The sequence below is a fragment of the Calothrix sp. NIES-2100 genome (assembly GCF_963875285.1).
GTDB lineage: Bacteria > Cyanobacteriota > Cyanobacteriia > Cyanobacteriales > Nostocaceae > Aulosira.
Genome location: NZ_CAWNLA010000001.1, coordinates 6,238,115 through 6,255,649, shown reverse-complemented (window position 1 = coordinate 6,255,649; position 17,535 = coordinate 6,238,115). Strand labels below are relative to the sequence as shown.

Genomic DNA, 17,535 nt, shown 5'->3' with positions numbered 1-17,535 from the left:
CAAAGATTAGATAGTATTTGGGCATGGAGTTCGAGTGGAATGAGTCCAAAGCAACTACAAACTTAAACAAACACGGAGTCAGTTTTGAAGAAGCTAAAACTGTGTTTGCTAATCCGTTAGCAGTTATCTTTAATGATCAAACGCACTCTTCTATGAATGAGCAGCGAGAAATCATTATTGGTCACTCCAGACAAAATAGGTTGCTGTTGGTTTCATTCACCGAACATCCTAATACTATTCGGATCATTAGCGCCCGTTTAGCGACTCGAAGGGAACGTGAAGATTATGAGCGAAACACCTTTTGAAGATACAAAAAATTCTGATGACGAACTTTTGGCTGAGTATCAATTCGATTACCAGAAAGCGAAACCGAACCGCTTTGCTAAGCATAGTGGAACACAAGATCTAACAGTTGTGGTTTTGGATGAAGATGTGGCAAAAGTTTTCAAAACTCCCGAATCAGTTAATAAAGTGCTAAGAGCATTAATTGAGTCTATGCCCCAAACACCAAACAGCGAGACAGCTTAACAATTGGTTGTCGCAGAATGCGCGTTGAAGCGATCGCCTGTAAACATTAAATCATCTCGTAGGTATGAAAGCAGGCGATCGCTTACCAAATACTCTCGAATGCTACGATTAAAAAATATTATTTGATATTTTTTATGACACTGGTGATTATCGCTGAACCTGCACCACTAGAAATGAATCCTGATGGTGTGGTTCGGGTTGGTAAAACTCGCGTCACACTTGACACCATAGTTGCTGTGTTTAAACAAGGGACAACAGCAGAAGAGATTGTTCATCGCTTTCCATCTCTTCAGCTAGCTGATGTATATGCCACGATAGCCTTTTACCTCAAACATCAGCAAGAAGTTGAAGCATACCTACAGCAACGACAACAACAAGCGCAAGAAATTCGCCAGATGAATCAGTCCAGATTTGATCCGCAAGGTTTGCGCGATCGCCTACTGGCTCGCAAGGCTGAACAGGAACAATGTTAAAATTGCTGGCGGATGAAAACTTTGATAATAACATCGTCAGAGGTTTGCTGCGACGTAACCCAAATATTGATATTGTCCGAGTCCAAGAAGTTGGTTTATCGGGTAAGGATGACCCAACAATATTGTCATGGGCAGCACAGGAAAATCGAGTGTTACTCACCCACGATGTTGCTACAATTACACGCTACGCCTATGAACGGTTAGCCCAAGGTCAGCCAATGCCAGGGGTGATTGAAGTTGGCCTTGATATGCCAATTGGAAGAGTTATAGAAGATATGATGATAATCTTAGAATGCAGCCTAGATGGAGAATTGGAGGGGCAAATTCAGTATCTTCCACTGTAAGTAAAAGCGGAGATGTTATGAAAGCGATCGCCTACATAGATTAAATCATTTATGACAAAAACAAAAAACGGCAGGTTCCGGTTTAAGCAGGTAATCGCCTTCTACATTCCTAAGTATTTCTGCGAAAAATTAACACCTGTAACTTTTCTAACTATAGTAATTACAAAACAGCATAAAGCTATCACTCCACAAGAATTAATCAATAATTGTGCTATCCAAAAATTTTGAAAGCCAAACTTGTTAGTTATTCTACTCATCAAATCAAGTACTGGCATATGAAATAAGTAGATACCAAAAGAAAATTCACCAATAATAATTAAAACTCTAGGCCAATTATTAATTTTTTCTCGTACTGCTAAGAATAGTAGTATTAATAAAAACGAAGATAAAAAGGATGATGCCTTAACTTGGGAATTGGCAAAACTAGTTAGATTGAAAATTTTCCAAAGTAAAAGCGCTTCAATTATAGCTAAAACTATAGAACCTATATACAGTAAAATAATCTTTCTAATATTTCTATTTTTAATATTTAAATTACTTTTATTTGCTAGAAGTCCCAAATAGTAAAAACCAACCCACACAGTAAAAGGGAGTGCGTACCAAGGAAAGTGAATATCATAATTAAGGTGCAAGCTAGAAAAGTACAAACCAAGCAACGACAAAGGAGACAGTGATAACCATAAAAAGTTTTTAACTGTGCTTTTTGTTGACGCAGCCATTAAAGGTGTCAACAAAATTAACTGAACAAGAAGGATGATGAAGTAATAAGGTCCTGAAATCTTCCCTGTTATCATATCTATAACAATTTTGCTCCAATGCCATTGATAATTATGCTTGTAAAACAAAATTATTAAAGCGCACCATACTACATAAGGGATAAGTATCCTGCTAAGTCTTTTCTGATAAAAATCTAAATAATCTGATAGTTTCGTAAACTCATAAATGGGTGTAAAATAACCAGAAATAAAGATAAACACGGGAACTACAAAGTTAACAAATTGCCTGAAAATCATGGAGAATCCGTAATTCCATTCAGTCTCATCATTAATACCAGATGCGTGAATTGCAACTACTGCTATAATCGCTAGTCCACGGAAAGCTTGAAATGATAAATCTTTATTCTTCATTTCTAATTAAATCTGAATAGGTTAAGTGGGCAGAGGGGATCAGGAATCAAGGGGATGACGAGATGGGAAGACACGGTGACGCACATAAATAATAAATGATAAATGCCCCATGCCCAATACTTCTCTTCTCCCAAGGTGAGACGCGCAAGGGACGAGACACTGCGCGAACGACTTCGCGGTAGTTGAGCGAAGTCGAAACTCAGTACAAGTGCCCAATGCCCCATGCCCAATTTAAGTTGGCAAATGCAAGACGTTTAAAGCTAGAGAAATTAGGGAGAGGAAAGTTAAAAACCCAATTGTATCTAGCATTGTTGTGACTAATGGCCCGCTAACTAAGGCAGGATCTAGTTTCAACTGCTTCAAACCCATTGGTAGTAAAGTCCCAAGTGTGACTGCCACAATAGTATTTGTTGCCATTACTAACCCAGCAATAAAAGCTACCCATCGTTCTTGAGGGTGTGCCCAAATCAAGGACAGCATAATCATTGTCAGGGCTAAAGCTAAGGCTGTGCCTAAACCAGCCAGAAGTTCTTTGCGGAGAATTTTCAGCGTATCTTTGGCGGTGACTTCACCTACACCCAAGCCTCGGATTGTGACTGTCAATGCTTGAATGCCGACAGTACCACCTGTATTAGAAAAAATTGGCATGATTACAGCGAGGACTGGGACGGCGGAAATTACAGATTGAAAGGGTGCGATCGCACTCGCTGCACCAATATAAAGCGCCATAATTCCTAATAGCCAAGGTAGCCGGTTGCGAATGGTAAGCAGAGGTGAAGACAAAGCTGCTTCATCACCACTTACACCCGCCAGTTTTTGTATATCTTCTGTAGCTTCTTCTTCTAAAATATCTACTACATCATCAATCGTGATAATCCCGACTAATCGGTCTTCCCGATCGACAACTGGAATAGCGATTAAGTCATAGCGCTTCATGATTTGGGCAACTTCTTCTTGGGGAGTTTCTGTTCTCACCTTGATGACGCGATCGCTGGCAATATCTCGAATTAAAACCTCAGGAAAAGTAAATAATAGCTGACGCAGTGAAACTACCCTTACCAAAGTGCGGTTATCATCTGTGACATAGGCATAGTAAATTGTTTCTTTATCTTGATCCTGACGGCGGATTTTACTAAGAGCTTCACCTACAGTTAATCCTTCCCGCAACCGCACGTATTCTGTGGTCATCACACGCCCAGCTGTTCCTTCGGGATAGCCAAGAATTGTGGCTGTTGCTTGTCTTTGTTCGGGACTTAATTCTTGTAATAACCGTTTGATTACTCCTGCTGGTAATTCATCAAACAATTCTGCCCTTTCATCAGGACTCATTGCCTCTACAATTTGTACTACTTGCACATCATGAAGAGAATTGATCAGTTCTTCCTGTACTTCTGTGGGTAGATATTCAAAAACATCAATTGCTTGGGCTTTATTGAGTAACCTAAATGCGATCGCTCGCTCATTTATTGGCAATTTTGTAATGTATTCACCAACATCAACGGGTTGGAGATGATTCAAATCCCATTTAAGTTGGTTTAAGTCAGCAACCCCAACAATAGAATTGTGCACATCTTGCATGAGCATAATACCTCCCTCCTAATGGTCTCCCCCGCGCCGGGAGACTTTCTCGCCAGCTCAGAGGAGGTTGATACTACCGTCTTGTGGACTGTGGTCCATAACATTCAAAAATTCAATATCGATATCCAATCAGGCATCGTTAAGTCATAATACTATCCCGGAAAGGTGTTATCCGAATAGATGCAAAATCTCAGTGTGCAGAATTTGTGGTATTCCACACAAGTAGCCAACTCATCGCCCTGATTTTTCGTTTATTTAGAGTAGATTTTACTACTGTCAGTAGCTATGTCAAGCTAATAATTCAATTTACCAGTAAACTTCACATAGTCAAAATATTTACCTCTATGGTAGTAGTCTTGTGGTTAGAGACAAAATCAAGTATTGTGCTGTTATACATAAAATCAAGAGGCTAATTTTGGCGTTAATGGTATTGTCAGTTCCACCATAAAGCACTTATCAGGCTATTAATCTAATTAAAGCTTAGCTAGGAGAATCAATCTGCTAATTTTATAGCAGACGATCGATACACTAGGCTTGAGTATAGTTGTGGTAAAATTCAGGCTATTTACTAAATTTTTTAAGCAAAAAATATTCAGTCATGATAGTACTAAGTAATTGCACAGAATTATCTCTCAAATTTAGACGAAAATCCGCAACAATTTTCTCTATCTTGAGTGTATATATTGAGGTTTTGTCAATAGTCAATAGTCATTTGTCAATAGTCATTCTTACAAAGTTCTGATCGGAGGAAACCTCCGCTCAGACTTTGCGCTTTGTCATTGGGCTTGTGGCGAAGGGCATTGGTAAGAAAACTCCCCACATTCCCCTGCGCCCTCATCCCCCTCAATTTGCTTCCCCAATCAAGGTAAATGCAGCCCAATTAACTGGATGAGAGTGTTTTTTCATGGTGTTCAACATGGCGTTGCGCAATGCAACAGCTTTATCAGGATTTTGCTGCCATTGTTGATAAAATTCAGTCATTAATTCTGATGTGGGTGAATCAGGAACAGACCACAAGGAGACAATTACACTGGTAGCACCAGCGGTAATTAAAGAACGGGATAAACCAATTACGCCATCACCAGTAATTGCGCCTCTACCAGTGTCGCAAGCACTCAAAACTACCAGTTCAGCATTGATGGGTAAATTAACGATTTCCGCCGGGGTAAGCAGACCGTCATCATTCGCAGCAGGTGCAAGTGCGATCGCAGTTTTGATACCTTTACTAGGATCGTCGAGTAATCCATGCGTTGCTAAATGAATAATTCTCGCAGAGGATAACTTTTGTTTGAAAGCCGTTTTTGTCGCTTCTTCACCAGTAATCGCTTTAGTTTTCAGCAAATTGGCAATTGTTACAGCTTCTGTTTCTGCACCCGATAATTGTTGTAATTGCACAGGTGGAGAACCGACTTTTGGCATGGTAGGATTACCAATCACTAACACATCTTTACCTTTGACTTTTTGTCTTTGTTGACGTGTCAGTTCTAAAACTTGAATTGCTGGCGCAGTTAGAATAGTATGTTTTTCAATTAAATATTTATCATTTTTGGCTTGCAAGGCGGGAAAAGGTACTAAAAAAAGCGATTGGTGCGGAATGAAAATCACGCGCTCATTGGGGTTATTTGGCAGCAATGAAGCAATCGGATTAATGAGTATTTGATATAGTTCTTGTAAGTATTGTTGTTGCAGAGGTTCATCAGTAGGTTCTACTATAATTCCCCTTCCGCCTGCACCAAGAGAAACACGGCTTTTGTTAATGATATCTGCTAAAGGTTTATTTAGAGATTTGAGGCTGACTTGCTTAAAAGTGATTTCACCCTGAGGCTTGATTACCCAAATATATATTTCTGAGATTTCCCTCTGATTGGGAGAATTAATCAGAGAATATTCTACAATTGTAGCATTTTGCTCAAGAGCAATTTTTTTAATTTTCTCAATTCTGGGTAAATCAGCAGTTAATTGACGACTCTTTTGTTCTGAGAGGCGTGAAGTTAATAAATTCACAAATGCTCTAGCGCGACTGCGTTCAGCAATTTCTAAAGCTTCGTTATATTTGTTTTGTGCAATGAGAATTTTCTGTAATAAACTATAGGTTTGAGATTGGGTTTCAAAAATTGAAATTTGACTTTTATCTGTGAGGTCTATGCGGAGACTTTCATAAACTTTAATCGCCTCATATAAAGCCTCAGTTGCTTCTGGTAGCTTACCTGCTGTATAGCTAGTAATTCCCAGCTGATTAAACATCAGGGCTTCATCAAATTTTTGCTGAGATTTCCTGGCAGATAATGCAGCTTTTTTGTAAAAATCGATGGCTAAATCATATTTTTGCTGCTTTTCGTAAAATCCCCCTACTTTAAAATATATATATTGCTGAAATTGGGGATATTCTTGAGCTAATTCAATAGCTTTTTGATAGTATTCCCAAGCGCGATCGCTTTCTTGTAAATTAGCATAAGCATCAGCAATCTCAGCGTAAGCATAGGCTATCATTTCCGGTTTACCTAATGATTGCGCCTCTTTTAATTTCTGGAAAGCTGCTTGTAATTCTGGAGAACTTTTACTAGGACGAGAAGATTTATTTGCAGAAGTGAGACTTTTAAGATTGTAGGTGCTTTCCTGTGCCTTCTGTCTTTTTATAGCTTTAGGAGTAGTTTGCGCACAAGCCTGTTTTGCTTCTTCCGATTGACCCAAGGCTTTATAAGCAACACACATTCTGACATAACTAATTTTAATTGCCTGGTTTAGTTGTGGCTTGGCTAAATCAACCAAAAACTTGTTACCAGAATCATTAATTTGTTCAGCTAGTTTGAGGGTTGATTGTAAAATTACTAAGGCATCTTGATAAAATTGTATTGCTTTTTCATATTTACCTGTATCAGAATAAATGTTAGCAATATTTACTATTAGTAATGCTTGCTCTTTATCTTTTTCCAGATTATCCATAAGAGAGCTAGCCTTGATTGTTTTGGCAATGCTGAGAGCTTGTTGATAATATGTCAATGCTTGCTCTGGTTGACGCAAACTTTTATAAACTTCACCCAACACAGATAAAGTGTTGCGAAGTTTAATCGGTGATTTTTTATCGGTTTGGAAAATCTGCAAAGCTTGCTGGAGGTTTTCCACAGCTTCGGTGTACTTACTTTTGACATTGTACATATTACCAAGTCCCAAGAGTGCTTCTGCAAGTTGAGGGCGTTCGCCTGTTTGTTTCGCAATAGTTACTGCTTGTTGATAAATCCCAATGGCTTTATCGAAAGCTCCACCGGGTACTTGACTCTCAACTACACCTTTGTAAACACCTAGGAGATAATAATCCCTAGCTAAGGCGATGAGAATGTCGGTTTCCTGTTTGCGTAAACGTAGCTGAATATCTGGAGAACCACCAGACTGTTTGCGTAGCACTACCAAAGCTTGTTCTAAAAAATCAATCGCCTGGGGAAGGTCAACAGTAAAGTAGACATAACCGAGATTTTCCAGGGTGTTGGCTTCTCTTTCAAGATTCTGGATTTGGCGCGCGAGCGCTAATGCTTGTTTATAATATGCGATCGCTTGCGGAAAATTACCTAAAGCTCTATGATTACTACCGAGATTATTCAACGCTCTGGCTGCTAAATCGCGATCGTTGATAGCTTGCGCAATGTCTAAAGCTTGTTGTTGGTAGGTAATTGCTTTTTTGTAATCACCCAAATCATAGTAAACATTCCCAATACCCTTGAGCGTTCTTCCTTCTCCCAGTCGATTTTTGATTTGACGATAAATTGTCAATGCTTGCTCGAAAGCTTGTAACGCTGCTTGCGATTGATTGCGATCGAGTAAGTCTTCACCCTGTTTGAGTAGCGTATCTGCTTCGGCTTGGCGATCGCTTGAACTTTGCGCCAATACCTGCGATATTCTCAATGGTGCGATGAATGTTCCCAAGGGAAATGTCAGGTAAAGTGCCAAAGAAGCAACAGTCAGGCTTTGGAGACTAGAGGCGATTGGGCGATGACGACGACGCATAGCTACAGTGCAGATTGTCTGCTTTAGGTTTACTGAGATATATATCTCATGATTGAGAGCTTATGCAAAATGTCGCGATTTGCGCCGTTGGGAATAATTCTGCTGTTAAATATCAAAATCATCAGGGACAGAAAATTCTCCTGCACATAAACCAAATGGTCGCTGTTGCTTGTTACGATTTTGAATAGGTTTTAGTTCCGCAATTGCTTTACCTTCTTGCATAATGATAAAGCTTTTACCAGCCTCAACTTGATTGAGGTACTTGAATAGGTCTTGCTGGATTTCATCAACTGTGACTTTTTGCATTGAAATTTTTCGCTGTATTAATAGATAGATACAGTCTCTAATGCAATTAAGACCTAATTAGCAAAAAAAAATGCTGTAAGGGCAGTGATTAAAGAAACACTAGCCCCTAGCCCCTGTTTTCAAGCTAGATTAGACTGTAACCATCTTTCCAAATCCGCTACAGTGGAAAAATCCAACAAATCCTCACCCAAAGCCTCAATTTGTGATAAAGACAACTCTTGAATCTGTGACAAATACTGCTCAGGAATTCCACCCAAACGTCGATTTAACAGTCTAATAACTAGGGATATACCTTCTTGTTTTCGACCTTCCTCTCTCCCTTCTTCTCTCCCTTCTTCTTTCGCTTCTCGCAAAGCCCTTGGTTCTTCCAAATCCAGTCCCAGCATAGCTATAATCTCCTCTCGACTTAGGTTGGTAAATTTGTAAACAATAATAGTTGTGATTAAATCTATTATCGCTATTTCTGATTGTTCCTGTGCTTGTTCCAGTAGAAACCTAGCTGTGTCTATGGCTTCTGTTCCTTCTTTAATCGTCAGCAACATCAACCCTAATCCTAATGGTTGCTGCTGTACATCCCCCAATTCATCTAGATAAACTCGACGAATTTGATCACCCGCTAATAAAGACCGATGAATCCTTAAATTTGACGGTTCTAGGTTGCGAGAGCCAAAAATTATCACTCCCAACCAGTCATCATAACGGATGGGGTGGCGGTGCAGAAATAAGGATAATTCTGAAAAGAAGCGAAAATATAAATCTTCGTCTTTTTGAAACTGCACTTCGGCAAAAAATACTACTTGAGAAGCTGCATTAGCTGGAGGTAAAAACACTCCATCAATTCGGAATGCTGTTTCTTTTACTTCCACAGATTCAAACTGATAACTGTCTGCTTCTAGCGGTGGTTGCTCTACTAATTCAAACAACAAGCCAGGAAATTGCTTAAATAATTTGTAAAAAATAGTATCTCGTCGCATGATGAGTTTATGTAATTCTTCATGTTCCTGGTTAAGCCAAGAGAAGATGAATATCTTCAGCCTTTCGTAATCCAGGTGGATGTCTCAATATTTTTCAAAAGCGATTGAGAGTATTATCCCTTTTTTTATGCATGATGCGATCGCAGTTGGCTGGAAATTAAAACTCTAAGATTTCTTTGATAATACTCTTCAAGTCTTTTTCCGCTGGACGTTTCGCAAACTGCTCATGATTATAAATCCATACTAGTTTGATTACACAATCAATCGTATTCACCAAGTACATCAATCTGACTTGTCCAGAAGCACCTTTACCAGCTTTTAACTCTAGTTTGTTAAATGTCCATCCTTCAGGTAACTGAATCTTTGCTGGTAAAGGTTCATTCCGGGAATTTATCGGATATGGATCATCAATTAAACTTTCTAAAACTTCCGCCAGAAGCTCAACAAAATCGCTTCCCAAAGCTTTTGCAAGTTTCTTAAAAGAACGCCTAAAATTATCAGATTCCTCAATCGAGAAGGGATTTGAGCCAGTCACGCACTTCTCCTTTACAAACACGAGTTGAGGATTCCGAATTAATAGCTTCCTCTACAGCTTTAGACATTACAGATTCATAAGCTGGGTTTTCTCTCTCGATGATGTCAAGCTTTTGATAACCCAAAGCTTTCATATCCTCAAGGCGAATTGGCTCAGTTGAACTGGCTTGAGGTGCTAAACCCTTGCGAGCCTTTTTCCAGGGAAATTCTCCATGAGTCATATCGCTCAATCGATATGCATGATAGCCTCCAAAATATTCCCAAATCTCTTCTAAAAGTTTTTTCTGTTCATCAGAAATTTGTAATAAAAAATCTTTACTAGGAACAGGTAACTGATTGGCTTCAAATTCACTATAAAATCTGTACGCAGGTGGACAAACCGGGCCATATCGCCAAGCTTGGATTTCTTCATCAAATAATGGCTCATCATACAGTGCCAAATGCAAGCTTTGTGAATAATATAGTAGCTTTTGCACCTTCATATTGGTCATTTCAGCTTCTATACCATCCTCATAAGCTTTGACGATAAAGTAGCGAGCTACATTGAGGCAATCAATCATAACTCATCTGTGCAATTAGCAAGCTTTTATGGGAACTTATATATATTATTATAACTGAAGTTGAGTTTTTTAGTACATAAATACTATGAAGATAGTGATCGCGCTTCGCAAACATCACAAAACTGAATGTGAATTTAAAATAAAATATATACAGCTTGCATATTTACATTTGCAAAGCCAAACGAATCGCACATTGAGTAAGGAGGCGATGTTAAACCAATTGGTAGCAATGGCTAGCAAACTCAGACAATACCGCAGCTAGTCTAAGGGACTTGGTAATTCTTGAAGAATTTCTGATAAGTCAGCATTTTTAAGGAAAAAATAAAAAGTAGAATCTACTATTTCCAAGTACTTTGTATTCCGATCATAATCAATAATTGGTGGTGATATATTTTTACTATTTTGTAGTTTTGCAAGGCTATAAAGTAAATTACTCATATCAGAAGCTCGAACATCATTTGGTCTATGATGTATATCTTGAATTTTAGTTTGTAAAACGGATCTTTTCATTCCATTAGCCAAACCATCATATCCTGACTCTAAAATCACTTTAATTAGGTAATAAGGAAGAAAAAGAGGAAGTAATCCTCCTTGAGATACTGTAGAAGAATTAGAATTACCTGATGCAATTGCCTCAAGTGCTCTCTGATGTCGCACTAGGTAATCTTCTGCTTTTTTACTGACAGCATTTTGAAGATGAGGATTACGAGATACATGAGTTAAAGATTTTTGTTTTTCTAAAATTTTTGCACTAATACAGATTTATTTTAAAATCTCTTGAAGTACTCCTATACTTTTAAATGAAAGCTCATGACATTCATTTAATATTTTTTTAGAAAAACTAATTTCGAGTTTATCTGCTCCTTTTTTAGCTACCCTGATAAAGTCTTCTTCAAGCCAAGGCTCAACCGGAATTTCTTCAATTCTATCTAGTAAATCTCCATTAAATTGAACCATCTTATTTTTTTCTCTCCATACACCTAAGATTATAAAGCGAATACCCATTTCTTGAAAGGATCTCAGATCATACGCAAATTCTTTTTGAATATCATCGTCAAGATAATGAAAATTTTCAAGAATAATAAGCTGATTAAATCTTATTTTTTTCAAAATCTCAGAGATATCTTGAGGAAGAGAAAGATTGAAAGGGATTTCTTCATATTCATAATCTTTGTTTACATTAGATTTTAACTCGTTTTTTCCTTCCAATTCACTACTTCCAAAAACAGGGAAGATAGCTTTAACCTTTCCGACTAATCCTAAAGTTGCTTCTCTAGTTGTAGATTCACTATAGTTATTTTGTATAGCTACACCTGCTTGCCTCAGAATACTTGAGTAAATATCTAATATTTTAGTTTTAGGACTAAGGCTAACAACTAAATTCTTGTCATAACTAACATATTTAGAAACTAATGCTGTCTTGCCTTGCTTTGAAGATCCATAAACAATAATTTGTTTTTGAGACTTCAGTGCTTCAACGAACCTATTATCAACTTCATCTCTCTCTACATAAGAAAGAACAAGTTTACTGCTTACTCCAAAAACCTCTTCTAATTTATTTGTCATTTAATTAGTTAACTCTCTTTTGTATATCTAGATTTATTTATCCCACATTCCGCACTTCAATCAGTAGTATAAATGAACTACATTAACTAAAATCCCGAATTAGTTAATCCATAACTCTTGCATCCCTTTCCGGATGGTGCGTCTATTCCATCCCAACTCCCTTTCTACTAAAGTTTGTCCACCTATTCCCAAACCTTTGATCACTTCTGCCATGAATTGTCTTCGATCGCTTCCCTTGAGTTTTTTCACTGTTTTGATGTAAAGAGATTTTAGGTTCTCAGTAAGTTCAATGATAGATTTTGGAGATATGAGGTAGGCTGCACACTGAAATTATCTTTCTTTTATCATAGGATCAATTATTCTGTGGAGTTCTCTTAGCAATTTATAGTAGGGCAGACAAGATGCCTGCCCCACAACAAGATACAATTAACCCAACGCGGATTTTAAATCACTCAGCGCCTGTTCTAAAGCTTCTGGTAACTTACTCGCATCGCGTCCGCCGGCTTGGGCTAAATTCGGTCTTCCACCACCGCCACCGCCGCAAATTTTGGCAACAGCACCGACAAATTTACCTGCTTGCAAACCTTTCTTGTTCACCTCTGCACTAAAGGCTGCTACTAAGCTGACTTTATCAGCTTCGGGAACTGAACCCAGCACCACCGCACCGTTACCGATTTTTTGTAATAAGCGTTCGGCTGCGGTTTTCAAGGATTCGGGATCGACATCATCTAATTGGGCGACGATGATTTTATAATCACCTACAGATTCCGCTGTTTGCAGCAAGCTGTCAGATTTAGCGATCGCTAATTGTCCTTTCAATACATCCAGTTGTTTTTGGCTGGTTCTCAGTTCATTTTGCAGAGTTGTGATTCTCTCTGGTAGTTCTTCTGGTTTGACTTTAAAGCGATCGCTCAAATCTTTGACTACTTTATCCCGGACATTGAGATAATCTAGTATTGCTGGGCCGGAAACAGCTTCAATCCGCCGCACCCCAGAAGCCACGCCAGCCTCGGAAATAATCTTAAATACGCCAATCTCCGCAGTATTACTGACATGAGTCCCACCGCAAAGTTCCATTGATACGCTAGGAAAGTCAATCACGCGGACTTCTTCACCATATTTTTCGCCAAACATGGCAACAGCACCTCTGGCTTTGGCTTCTGCTAAAGGTAATATTTCGACTTTGGCTGAGTGTGCCTCTGCAATCCAAGTATTTACCTGTTCCTCAATTTGCTGGACTTCTTCTGCTGTTAAAGCACGGGGACAGTTGAAGTCAAAGCGCAATCTGTCAAAGGAAACTAAAGAACCTGCTTGGGATATGCCTTCATCGACAATTTTCTTTAACGCCGCTTGTAACAGGTGGGTTGCGGTATGGTTAGCTTGCAGACGACGACGACAAGCGCTGTCGATTTGTGCAGTTACAGTATCTCCTACTCGGATTGTACCGCGTTCGATGCGTCCGAAGTGAATAAAGAAATCAGATTCTTTTTTCACGTCATCAACGCGAATGACAACGCCATCGCCAGAGATATAACCGCGATCGCCTATTTGCCCCCCAGATTCGGCATAGAATGGCGTTTTGTCGAGGACGATTTGTACATCTGTGCCGGCTTCTGCTTCTTCTTGAGCCACACCAGCTACTAGCAAGACTTCAATTTTTCCTGTCGCTGCTGGTTGGGTATAGCCTAAGAATTCGGTGGCGTGGATATGTTCTGCAAGTTTATCCAGGGAACCCTGCACAGTTAAATCGATGGTTTCATGGGCAGCTTTGGCACGTTCCACCTGTTTTTGCATTTCGACATTGAATCCCGCTTCATCAACTGTGAGGTTGTTTTCCTCTGCGACTTCTTGCGTCAGTTCTAGGGGGAATCCGTAGGTATCGTACAGCGTAAACGCACTTTCACCACTAATTGAGGTTTTCCCTTGCTGTTTCACCTGTTGGATAATTTCCTCCAGCAGTTTTTCGCCTCTGTCAAGAGTGCGCAGGAAATTGGTTTCTTCCCGTTGCAGTTCCGCTTTAATTGCTGCTTCTCGTTGCCGCACATTGGGGTATGCTGATTCTGAAAGAGCGATCGCAGTTTCGGCAACTTGGGTAGTAAATTCCCCAGCAATACCAATTAATCGCCCGTGACGCACTACCCGCCGAATTAATCGCCGCAACACATAACCCCTTCCCACGTTGGAGGCGCGAATTTCATCAGCAATCATGTGGACGACAGAACGAACGTGATCGCCAATGACTTTCAGCGAGATTTTGGTTTTCTCGTCGCTGCTGTGGTAATCAATTCCCGCAATTTGGGCTGCTGTTTGGATAATGGGGAAAATTAAATCAGTTTCGTAATTATTCGGGACTTTTTGCAGGATTTGCGCCATTCTTTCCAAACCCATGCCCGTATCGATGTTCTTATTTTGCAGTGGTGTTAAATTCCCTTCTGCATCCCGATTGTATTGCATGAAGACGAGATTGTAGAACTCGATAAATCGGGAATCGTCTTCTAAATCAATGTTCTCATCGCCCCGTTCGGGGTGAAAGTCATAGTATATCTCAGAACAAGGGCCACAGGGGCCAGTCGGGCCAGATACCCAAAAGTTATCATCTGCACCCATGCGCTTGATTCTGGCTGCGGGAACACCAATTTGATCGCGCCAAATTGCAAAAGCTTCGTCGTCTTCCTCAAATACGCTGACGACAAGGTTGTTGGCAGAAAAACCAAAGACTTGGGTAGAAATTTCCCATCCCCAGGCGATCGCTTGTTCTTTAAAATAATCACCAAAGCTGAAGTTACCCAACATCTCAAAAAACGTGTGATGGCGTTTGGTGCGTCCAACGTTTTCAATGTCGTTAGTACGGATGCACTTTTGGGATGTGGTAGCGCGGTTAAATTCCGGTGTGCGTTGCCCTAAGAATATCGGTTTAAATGGTAGCATCCCCGCGATCGTCAGCAGCACCGTTGGGTCTTCAGGTACAAGAGAAGCGCTAGGGAGAATCTGGTGTCCTCGTTCGGCAAAGAAGTTCAGGAATAAGCTGCGAATTTCGTTACCGCTGATGTTTTGGGGATTAGAAGACATGGGTTTTACAAAATTAATCTCAATAAACTTGGGAAGGCCGACAGAGGATCGTTACTTCTTTACACACAAAGTATGCCGCATTAACATTCCCCACGCCTAGAAAGCGGGGGATGTGTACTACTGGTTTTTTTGCTTCCGAGTTCGCCTTTAGTACACCAGGCGTAGAAATCAATTCCTATTTTATTATTGAAAATTGGGCATGGGGTATTGGGCATTGGGCATGGGGTATTGATCTCCCTTATCTCCCTTGTCTCCCTTGTCCCCCCTGTCTCCCTTGTCCCCCCCTGCTCCCCTGCTCCCCTGCTCCCTCATCCCCCTCATCCCTAGCCCCTAGCCCCTAGACCTATTACCTCACCTAACCTCGGTAAGATGATCAATGCGATCGCTAACGATAAGATTAATCATTAAGAATAAATTAAATTTTTTTTCTTGAGGTCTATAATGGCACTAAAACTGAATGTACCAAACATTGCTAGTGAAGATGCAGCAAAAATTACCAGCTCCATTCATGTAATGGAACCCGATGCAAAGGTGAATGTGGATGTCGAAGCTAAAACTGTCAGCGTAGAATCCGCAGCCTCCGAGGAATCCATTAAACAGATAATTGTTGCTGCTGGTTACAAAATTGCCGGGTATTGATAATTGCCTAACCTGGCTCAAAAGTTAGATTGAGAATTAGTTAAATTCACATAAGTTTTTTTCATTGTCTCCCCCCCAACGGGGGGGAGACAATCACGTATTTAGATAAAAGAATTTTGTCTTTAGCCAAGGCTTTTGGTGATAATTTATGTATAATTACTGAAGTCTTATTGAATATTTTATGAATAGCTAGCGAATAAAAGAGAACCACAATACTTATGTTTGCCAAGGCTCGATCCGATAGCTTATTACTTGCTGTACATCTCTGAGAATATGTTGATAAGCGAGCAAAAGATATTCTTCTTAGTTCCGTATTTTAAGGGAGATAGAATTATATATCTTTAGTAAAGGCATCGGTTTTTACGGTGAAATATAAACTTTAGAAAGTTTTAAATATTCAAGTTAAGTAAAAATTGTTCTCTAATATATGCTGGTTATTAGAAACTAATTAATGTCATAGTTATTCCCGATGTCCTATACCAGGAAAATACATAAATAATTTTGTATCCAGGAGGAATATTCAGTATTTTTACTGTTTTAAAAAAAATACAGAAAAGCAGAAAGTAGGTTCAGAAGTTGGTTAACGAGTGACGATAGCTGAGGTAAATCCTTAAAAGGAGATAAAAATTGCAAATAAATTTTAGATTTAGAAGTAAAACAATTAACTATAGGGTAAGATTCCCTAACCAAAAGTACTGATATTTCAGTATTAATTAAGTAAGAACAGCAGTTTGACAAGGTCGTATTTTTAAAGTTGTAATAGGGCAGCAAACAAAGCAATGAACATTTCTATTCTGGTCTTTGGAAGTCATAAATTTATCTCCACGCTTCCAGATCAGATCCGTTATGCAACAACTTTTAGTGTAGAAGTTATTGGCGATCTGGAGCAGGCAATTTCTTATATTCAAAAATCACCACCAGACATTATGGTGGTGCAGGCTAGCCGTGAGGGCAGTATGGAACTGTGCAGTTGGTTGAAAGACCAAGCAAAGTTATCTTGGATATACTGCATTCTTTTGGAAGATCGTTCTCAGCAGATAACTGATAGAGATAAATATGGCTGGGAGTGGGAATTAGAGATGACTTCCTCAGCTTTAAAACAAGGAGCAGACGCTTATATTTGGCAACTGCCTGAAGGAAAAAGAGACTATACATTGGCAGAGTTAACTGCTAATCATCGCCTGATCCTGGCACAATTAACAGTTGGTTTGCGGAAAGCGAAAAAATATCGCGATTTAATGCGAACAAATGATTTACTGTCAGCGATCGCTTTAGCTGATTCCTTGACAGAACTCAATAATCGCCGTGCATTGGAATGGGACTTACCTAGACAAATTCAAAAAGCCCGCGAACAGACGTTGCCTTTTAGTTTAATTATTTTAGATGTAGATTACTTTAAAAAAGTTAATGATACCTACGGGCATTTAGTAGGCGATCGCCTTTTACAGTTGCTGTGTATTCGTTTAAAACATAATTTACGCTTTCAAGATACACCTTTCCGCTATGGTGGCGAAGAATTTGTCATTCTTCTCAGCAATACTACTGGTGAAGAAGCATTGATTGTCGCCCGCCGTTTGAATCGCATAGTTAGCGAACAACCATTTGCGATCAACAACCATCAGACTATTAACGTCACCATTAGTTTAGGTACAGCTTCCCTGCAAAACGATGATGATGAGCAAGGTATCAGCCTATTGCATCGTGCCGATCAATGTCTACTAGAAGCTAAAGCTACTGGCAGAAATAAAGTCATTGGTTCTTATGACTTCTCTGATGTCCCCTATCTCAAAGCTGCTTCTTCCTGACAGGGGATTGGGGGAGATGAGGAGGATGAGGAG

16 protein-coding genes and 1 pseudogene are annotated in these 17,535 nt (G+C 39.5%); 6 read left to right on the top strand and 11 right to left on the bottom strand.

The genetic code is table 11. The features are described 5' to 3' along the window. Window positions 1–23 precede the first annotated feature (23 nt). The 4 genes from AACU32_RS25385 to AACU32_RS25370 all read left to right on the top strand — a co-directional run bounded on the left by AACU32_RS25385 (window position 24) and on the right by AACU32_RS25370 (window position 1,345). Window positions 24–305 carry a BrnT family toxin gene (locus tag AACU32_RS25385; protein WP_339378268.1) on the top strand — a complete coding sequence of 94 codons (282 nt, stop codon included), beginning with the start codon at window positions 24–26 and terminating at the stop codon, window positions 303–305. Next, window positions 286–528: a hypothetical protein gene (locus AACU32_RS25380; protein ID WP_096603956.1), complete on the top strand. Its 243-nt coding sequence runs from the start codon at window positions 286–288 to the stop codon at window positions 526–528. The genes AACU32_RS25385 and AACU32_RS25380 overlap by 20 nt, the downstream gene beginning before the upstream one ends. Window positions 529–662: 134 nt before the next feature. Continuing rightward, window positions 663–1,001, top strand: coding sequence for a DUF433 domain-containing protein (locus tag AACU32_RS25375; protein ID WP_096603955.1), 339 nt, complete (start codon window positions 663–665; stop codon window positions 999–1,001). After that, window positions 995–1,345 carry a DUF5615 family PIN-like protein gene (locus AACU32_RS25370; protein ID WP_096603954.1) on the top strand — a complete coding sequence of 117 codons (351 nt, stop codon included), beginning with the start codon at window positions 995–997 and terminating at the stop codon, window positions 1,343–1,345. The genes AACU32_RS25375 and AACU32_RS25370 overlap by 7 nt, the downstream gene beginning before the upstream one ends. A gap of 101 nt (window positions 1,346–1,446) precedes the next feature. On the opposite strand, the gene AACU32_RS25365 is transcribed toward AACU32_RS25370, so the two are convergent. The 11 genes and pseudogenes from AACU32_RS25365 to alaS form a co-directional block, all read right to left on the bottom strand. Further along, window positions 1,447–2,472 carry an acyltransferase gene (locus AACU32_RS25365; RefSeq protein WP_096603953.1) on the bottom strand — a complete coding sequence of 342 codons (1,026 nt, stop codon included), beginning with the start codon at window positions 2,470–2,472 and terminating at the stop codon, window positions 1,447–1,449. A 231-nt stretch (window positions 2,473–2,703) separates the two neighbouring features. Next, complete coding sequence (gene mgtE / locus AACU32_RS25360) at window positions 2,704–4,056, bottom strand: magnesium transporter (RefSeq protein WP_096603952.1); 1,353 nt, start codon at window positions 4,054–4,056, stop codon at window positions 2,704–2,706. Between the two features lie 837 nt (window positions 4,057–4,893). Beyond that, on the bottom strand, window positions 4,894–8,049 hold the full coding sequence (locus AACU32_RS25355) for a CHAT domain-containing protein (RefSeq protein ID WP_096603951.1): 3,156 nt from the start codon (window positions 8,047–8,049) through the stop codon (window positions 4,894–4,896). 105 nt (window positions 8,050–8,154) lie between these two features. Next, entirely contained in the window at window positions 8,155–8,355 is a 201-nt protein-coding gene (locus tag AACU32_RS25350; protein ID WP_096603950.1) for a type II toxin-antitoxin system Phd/YefM family antitoxin, read from the bottom strand. 119 nt (window positions 8,356–8,474) lie between these two features. Further along, complete coding sequence (locus AACU32_RS25345; protein ID WP_096603949.1) at window positions 8,475–9,329, bottom strand: Rpn family recombination-promoting nuclease/putative transposase; 855 nt, start codon at window positions 9,327–9,329, stop codon at window positions 8,475–8,477. A gap of 157 nt (window positions 9,330–9,486) precedes the next feature. Then, window positions 9,487–9,864, bottom strand: coding sequence for a hypothetical protein (locus AACU32_RS25340; protein WP_096603948.1), 378 nt, complete (start codon window positions 9,862–9,864; stop codon window positions 9,487–9,489). Then, a complete protein-coding gene (locus tag AACU32_RS25335) occupies window positions 9,836–10,423 on the bottom strand; it encodes a Panacea domain-containing protein (RefSeq protein WP_096603947.1) in 588 nt (195 codons plus the stop codon). Before AACU32_RS25335 ends, AACU32_RS25340 begins: the two co-directional genes overlap by 29 nt. Window positions 10,424–10,681: 258 nt before the next feature. Next, on the bottom strand, window positions 10,682–11,080 hold the full coding sequence (locus AACU32_RS25330) for a hypothetical protein (RefSeq protein ID WP_096603946.1): 399 nt from the start codon (window positions 11,078–11,080) through the stop codon (window positions 10,682–10,684). A 105-nt stretch (window positions 11,081–11,185) separates the two neighbouring features. Further along, a complete protein-coding gene (locus AACU32_RS25325; protein WP_096603945.1) occupies window positions 11,186–11,989 on the bottom strand; it encodes a hypothetical protein in 804 nt (267 codons plus the stop codon). Between the two features lie 111 nt (window positions 11,990–12,100). Continuing rightward, window positions 12,101–12,298: pseudogene (locus AACU32_RS25320) on the bottom strand (ISAzo13 family transposase); the annotation flags it as partial. Window positions 12,299–12,415: 117 nt separating this feature from the next. Beyond that, window positions 12,416–15,058, bottom strand: a complete 2,643-nt coding sequence (gene alaS, locus AACU32_RS25315) for an alanine--tRNA ligase (protein ID WP_096603944.1) — start codon at window positions 15,056–15,058, stop codon at window positions 12,416–12,418. 441 nt (window positions 15,059–15,499) lie between these two features. Here alaS and AACU32_RS25310 point away from each other — a divergent pair, with 441 nt between their 5' ends. Next, window positions 15,500–15,697: a cation transporter gene (locus AACU32_RS25310; RefSeq protein ID WP_096603943.1), complete on the top strand. Its 198-nt coding sequence runs from the start codon at window positions 15,500–15,502 to the stop codon at window positions 15,695–15,697. Window positions 15,698–16,476: 779 nt separating this feature from the next. After that, window positions 16,477–17,502 carry a GGDEF domain-containing protein gene (locus AACU32_RS25305; RefSeq protein WP_096603942.1) on the top strand — a complete coding sequence of 342 codons (1,026 nt, stop codon included), beginning with the start codon at window positions 16,477–16,479 and terminating at the stop codon, window positions 17,500–17,502. Window positions 17,503–17,535: the final 33 nt, after the last annotated feature.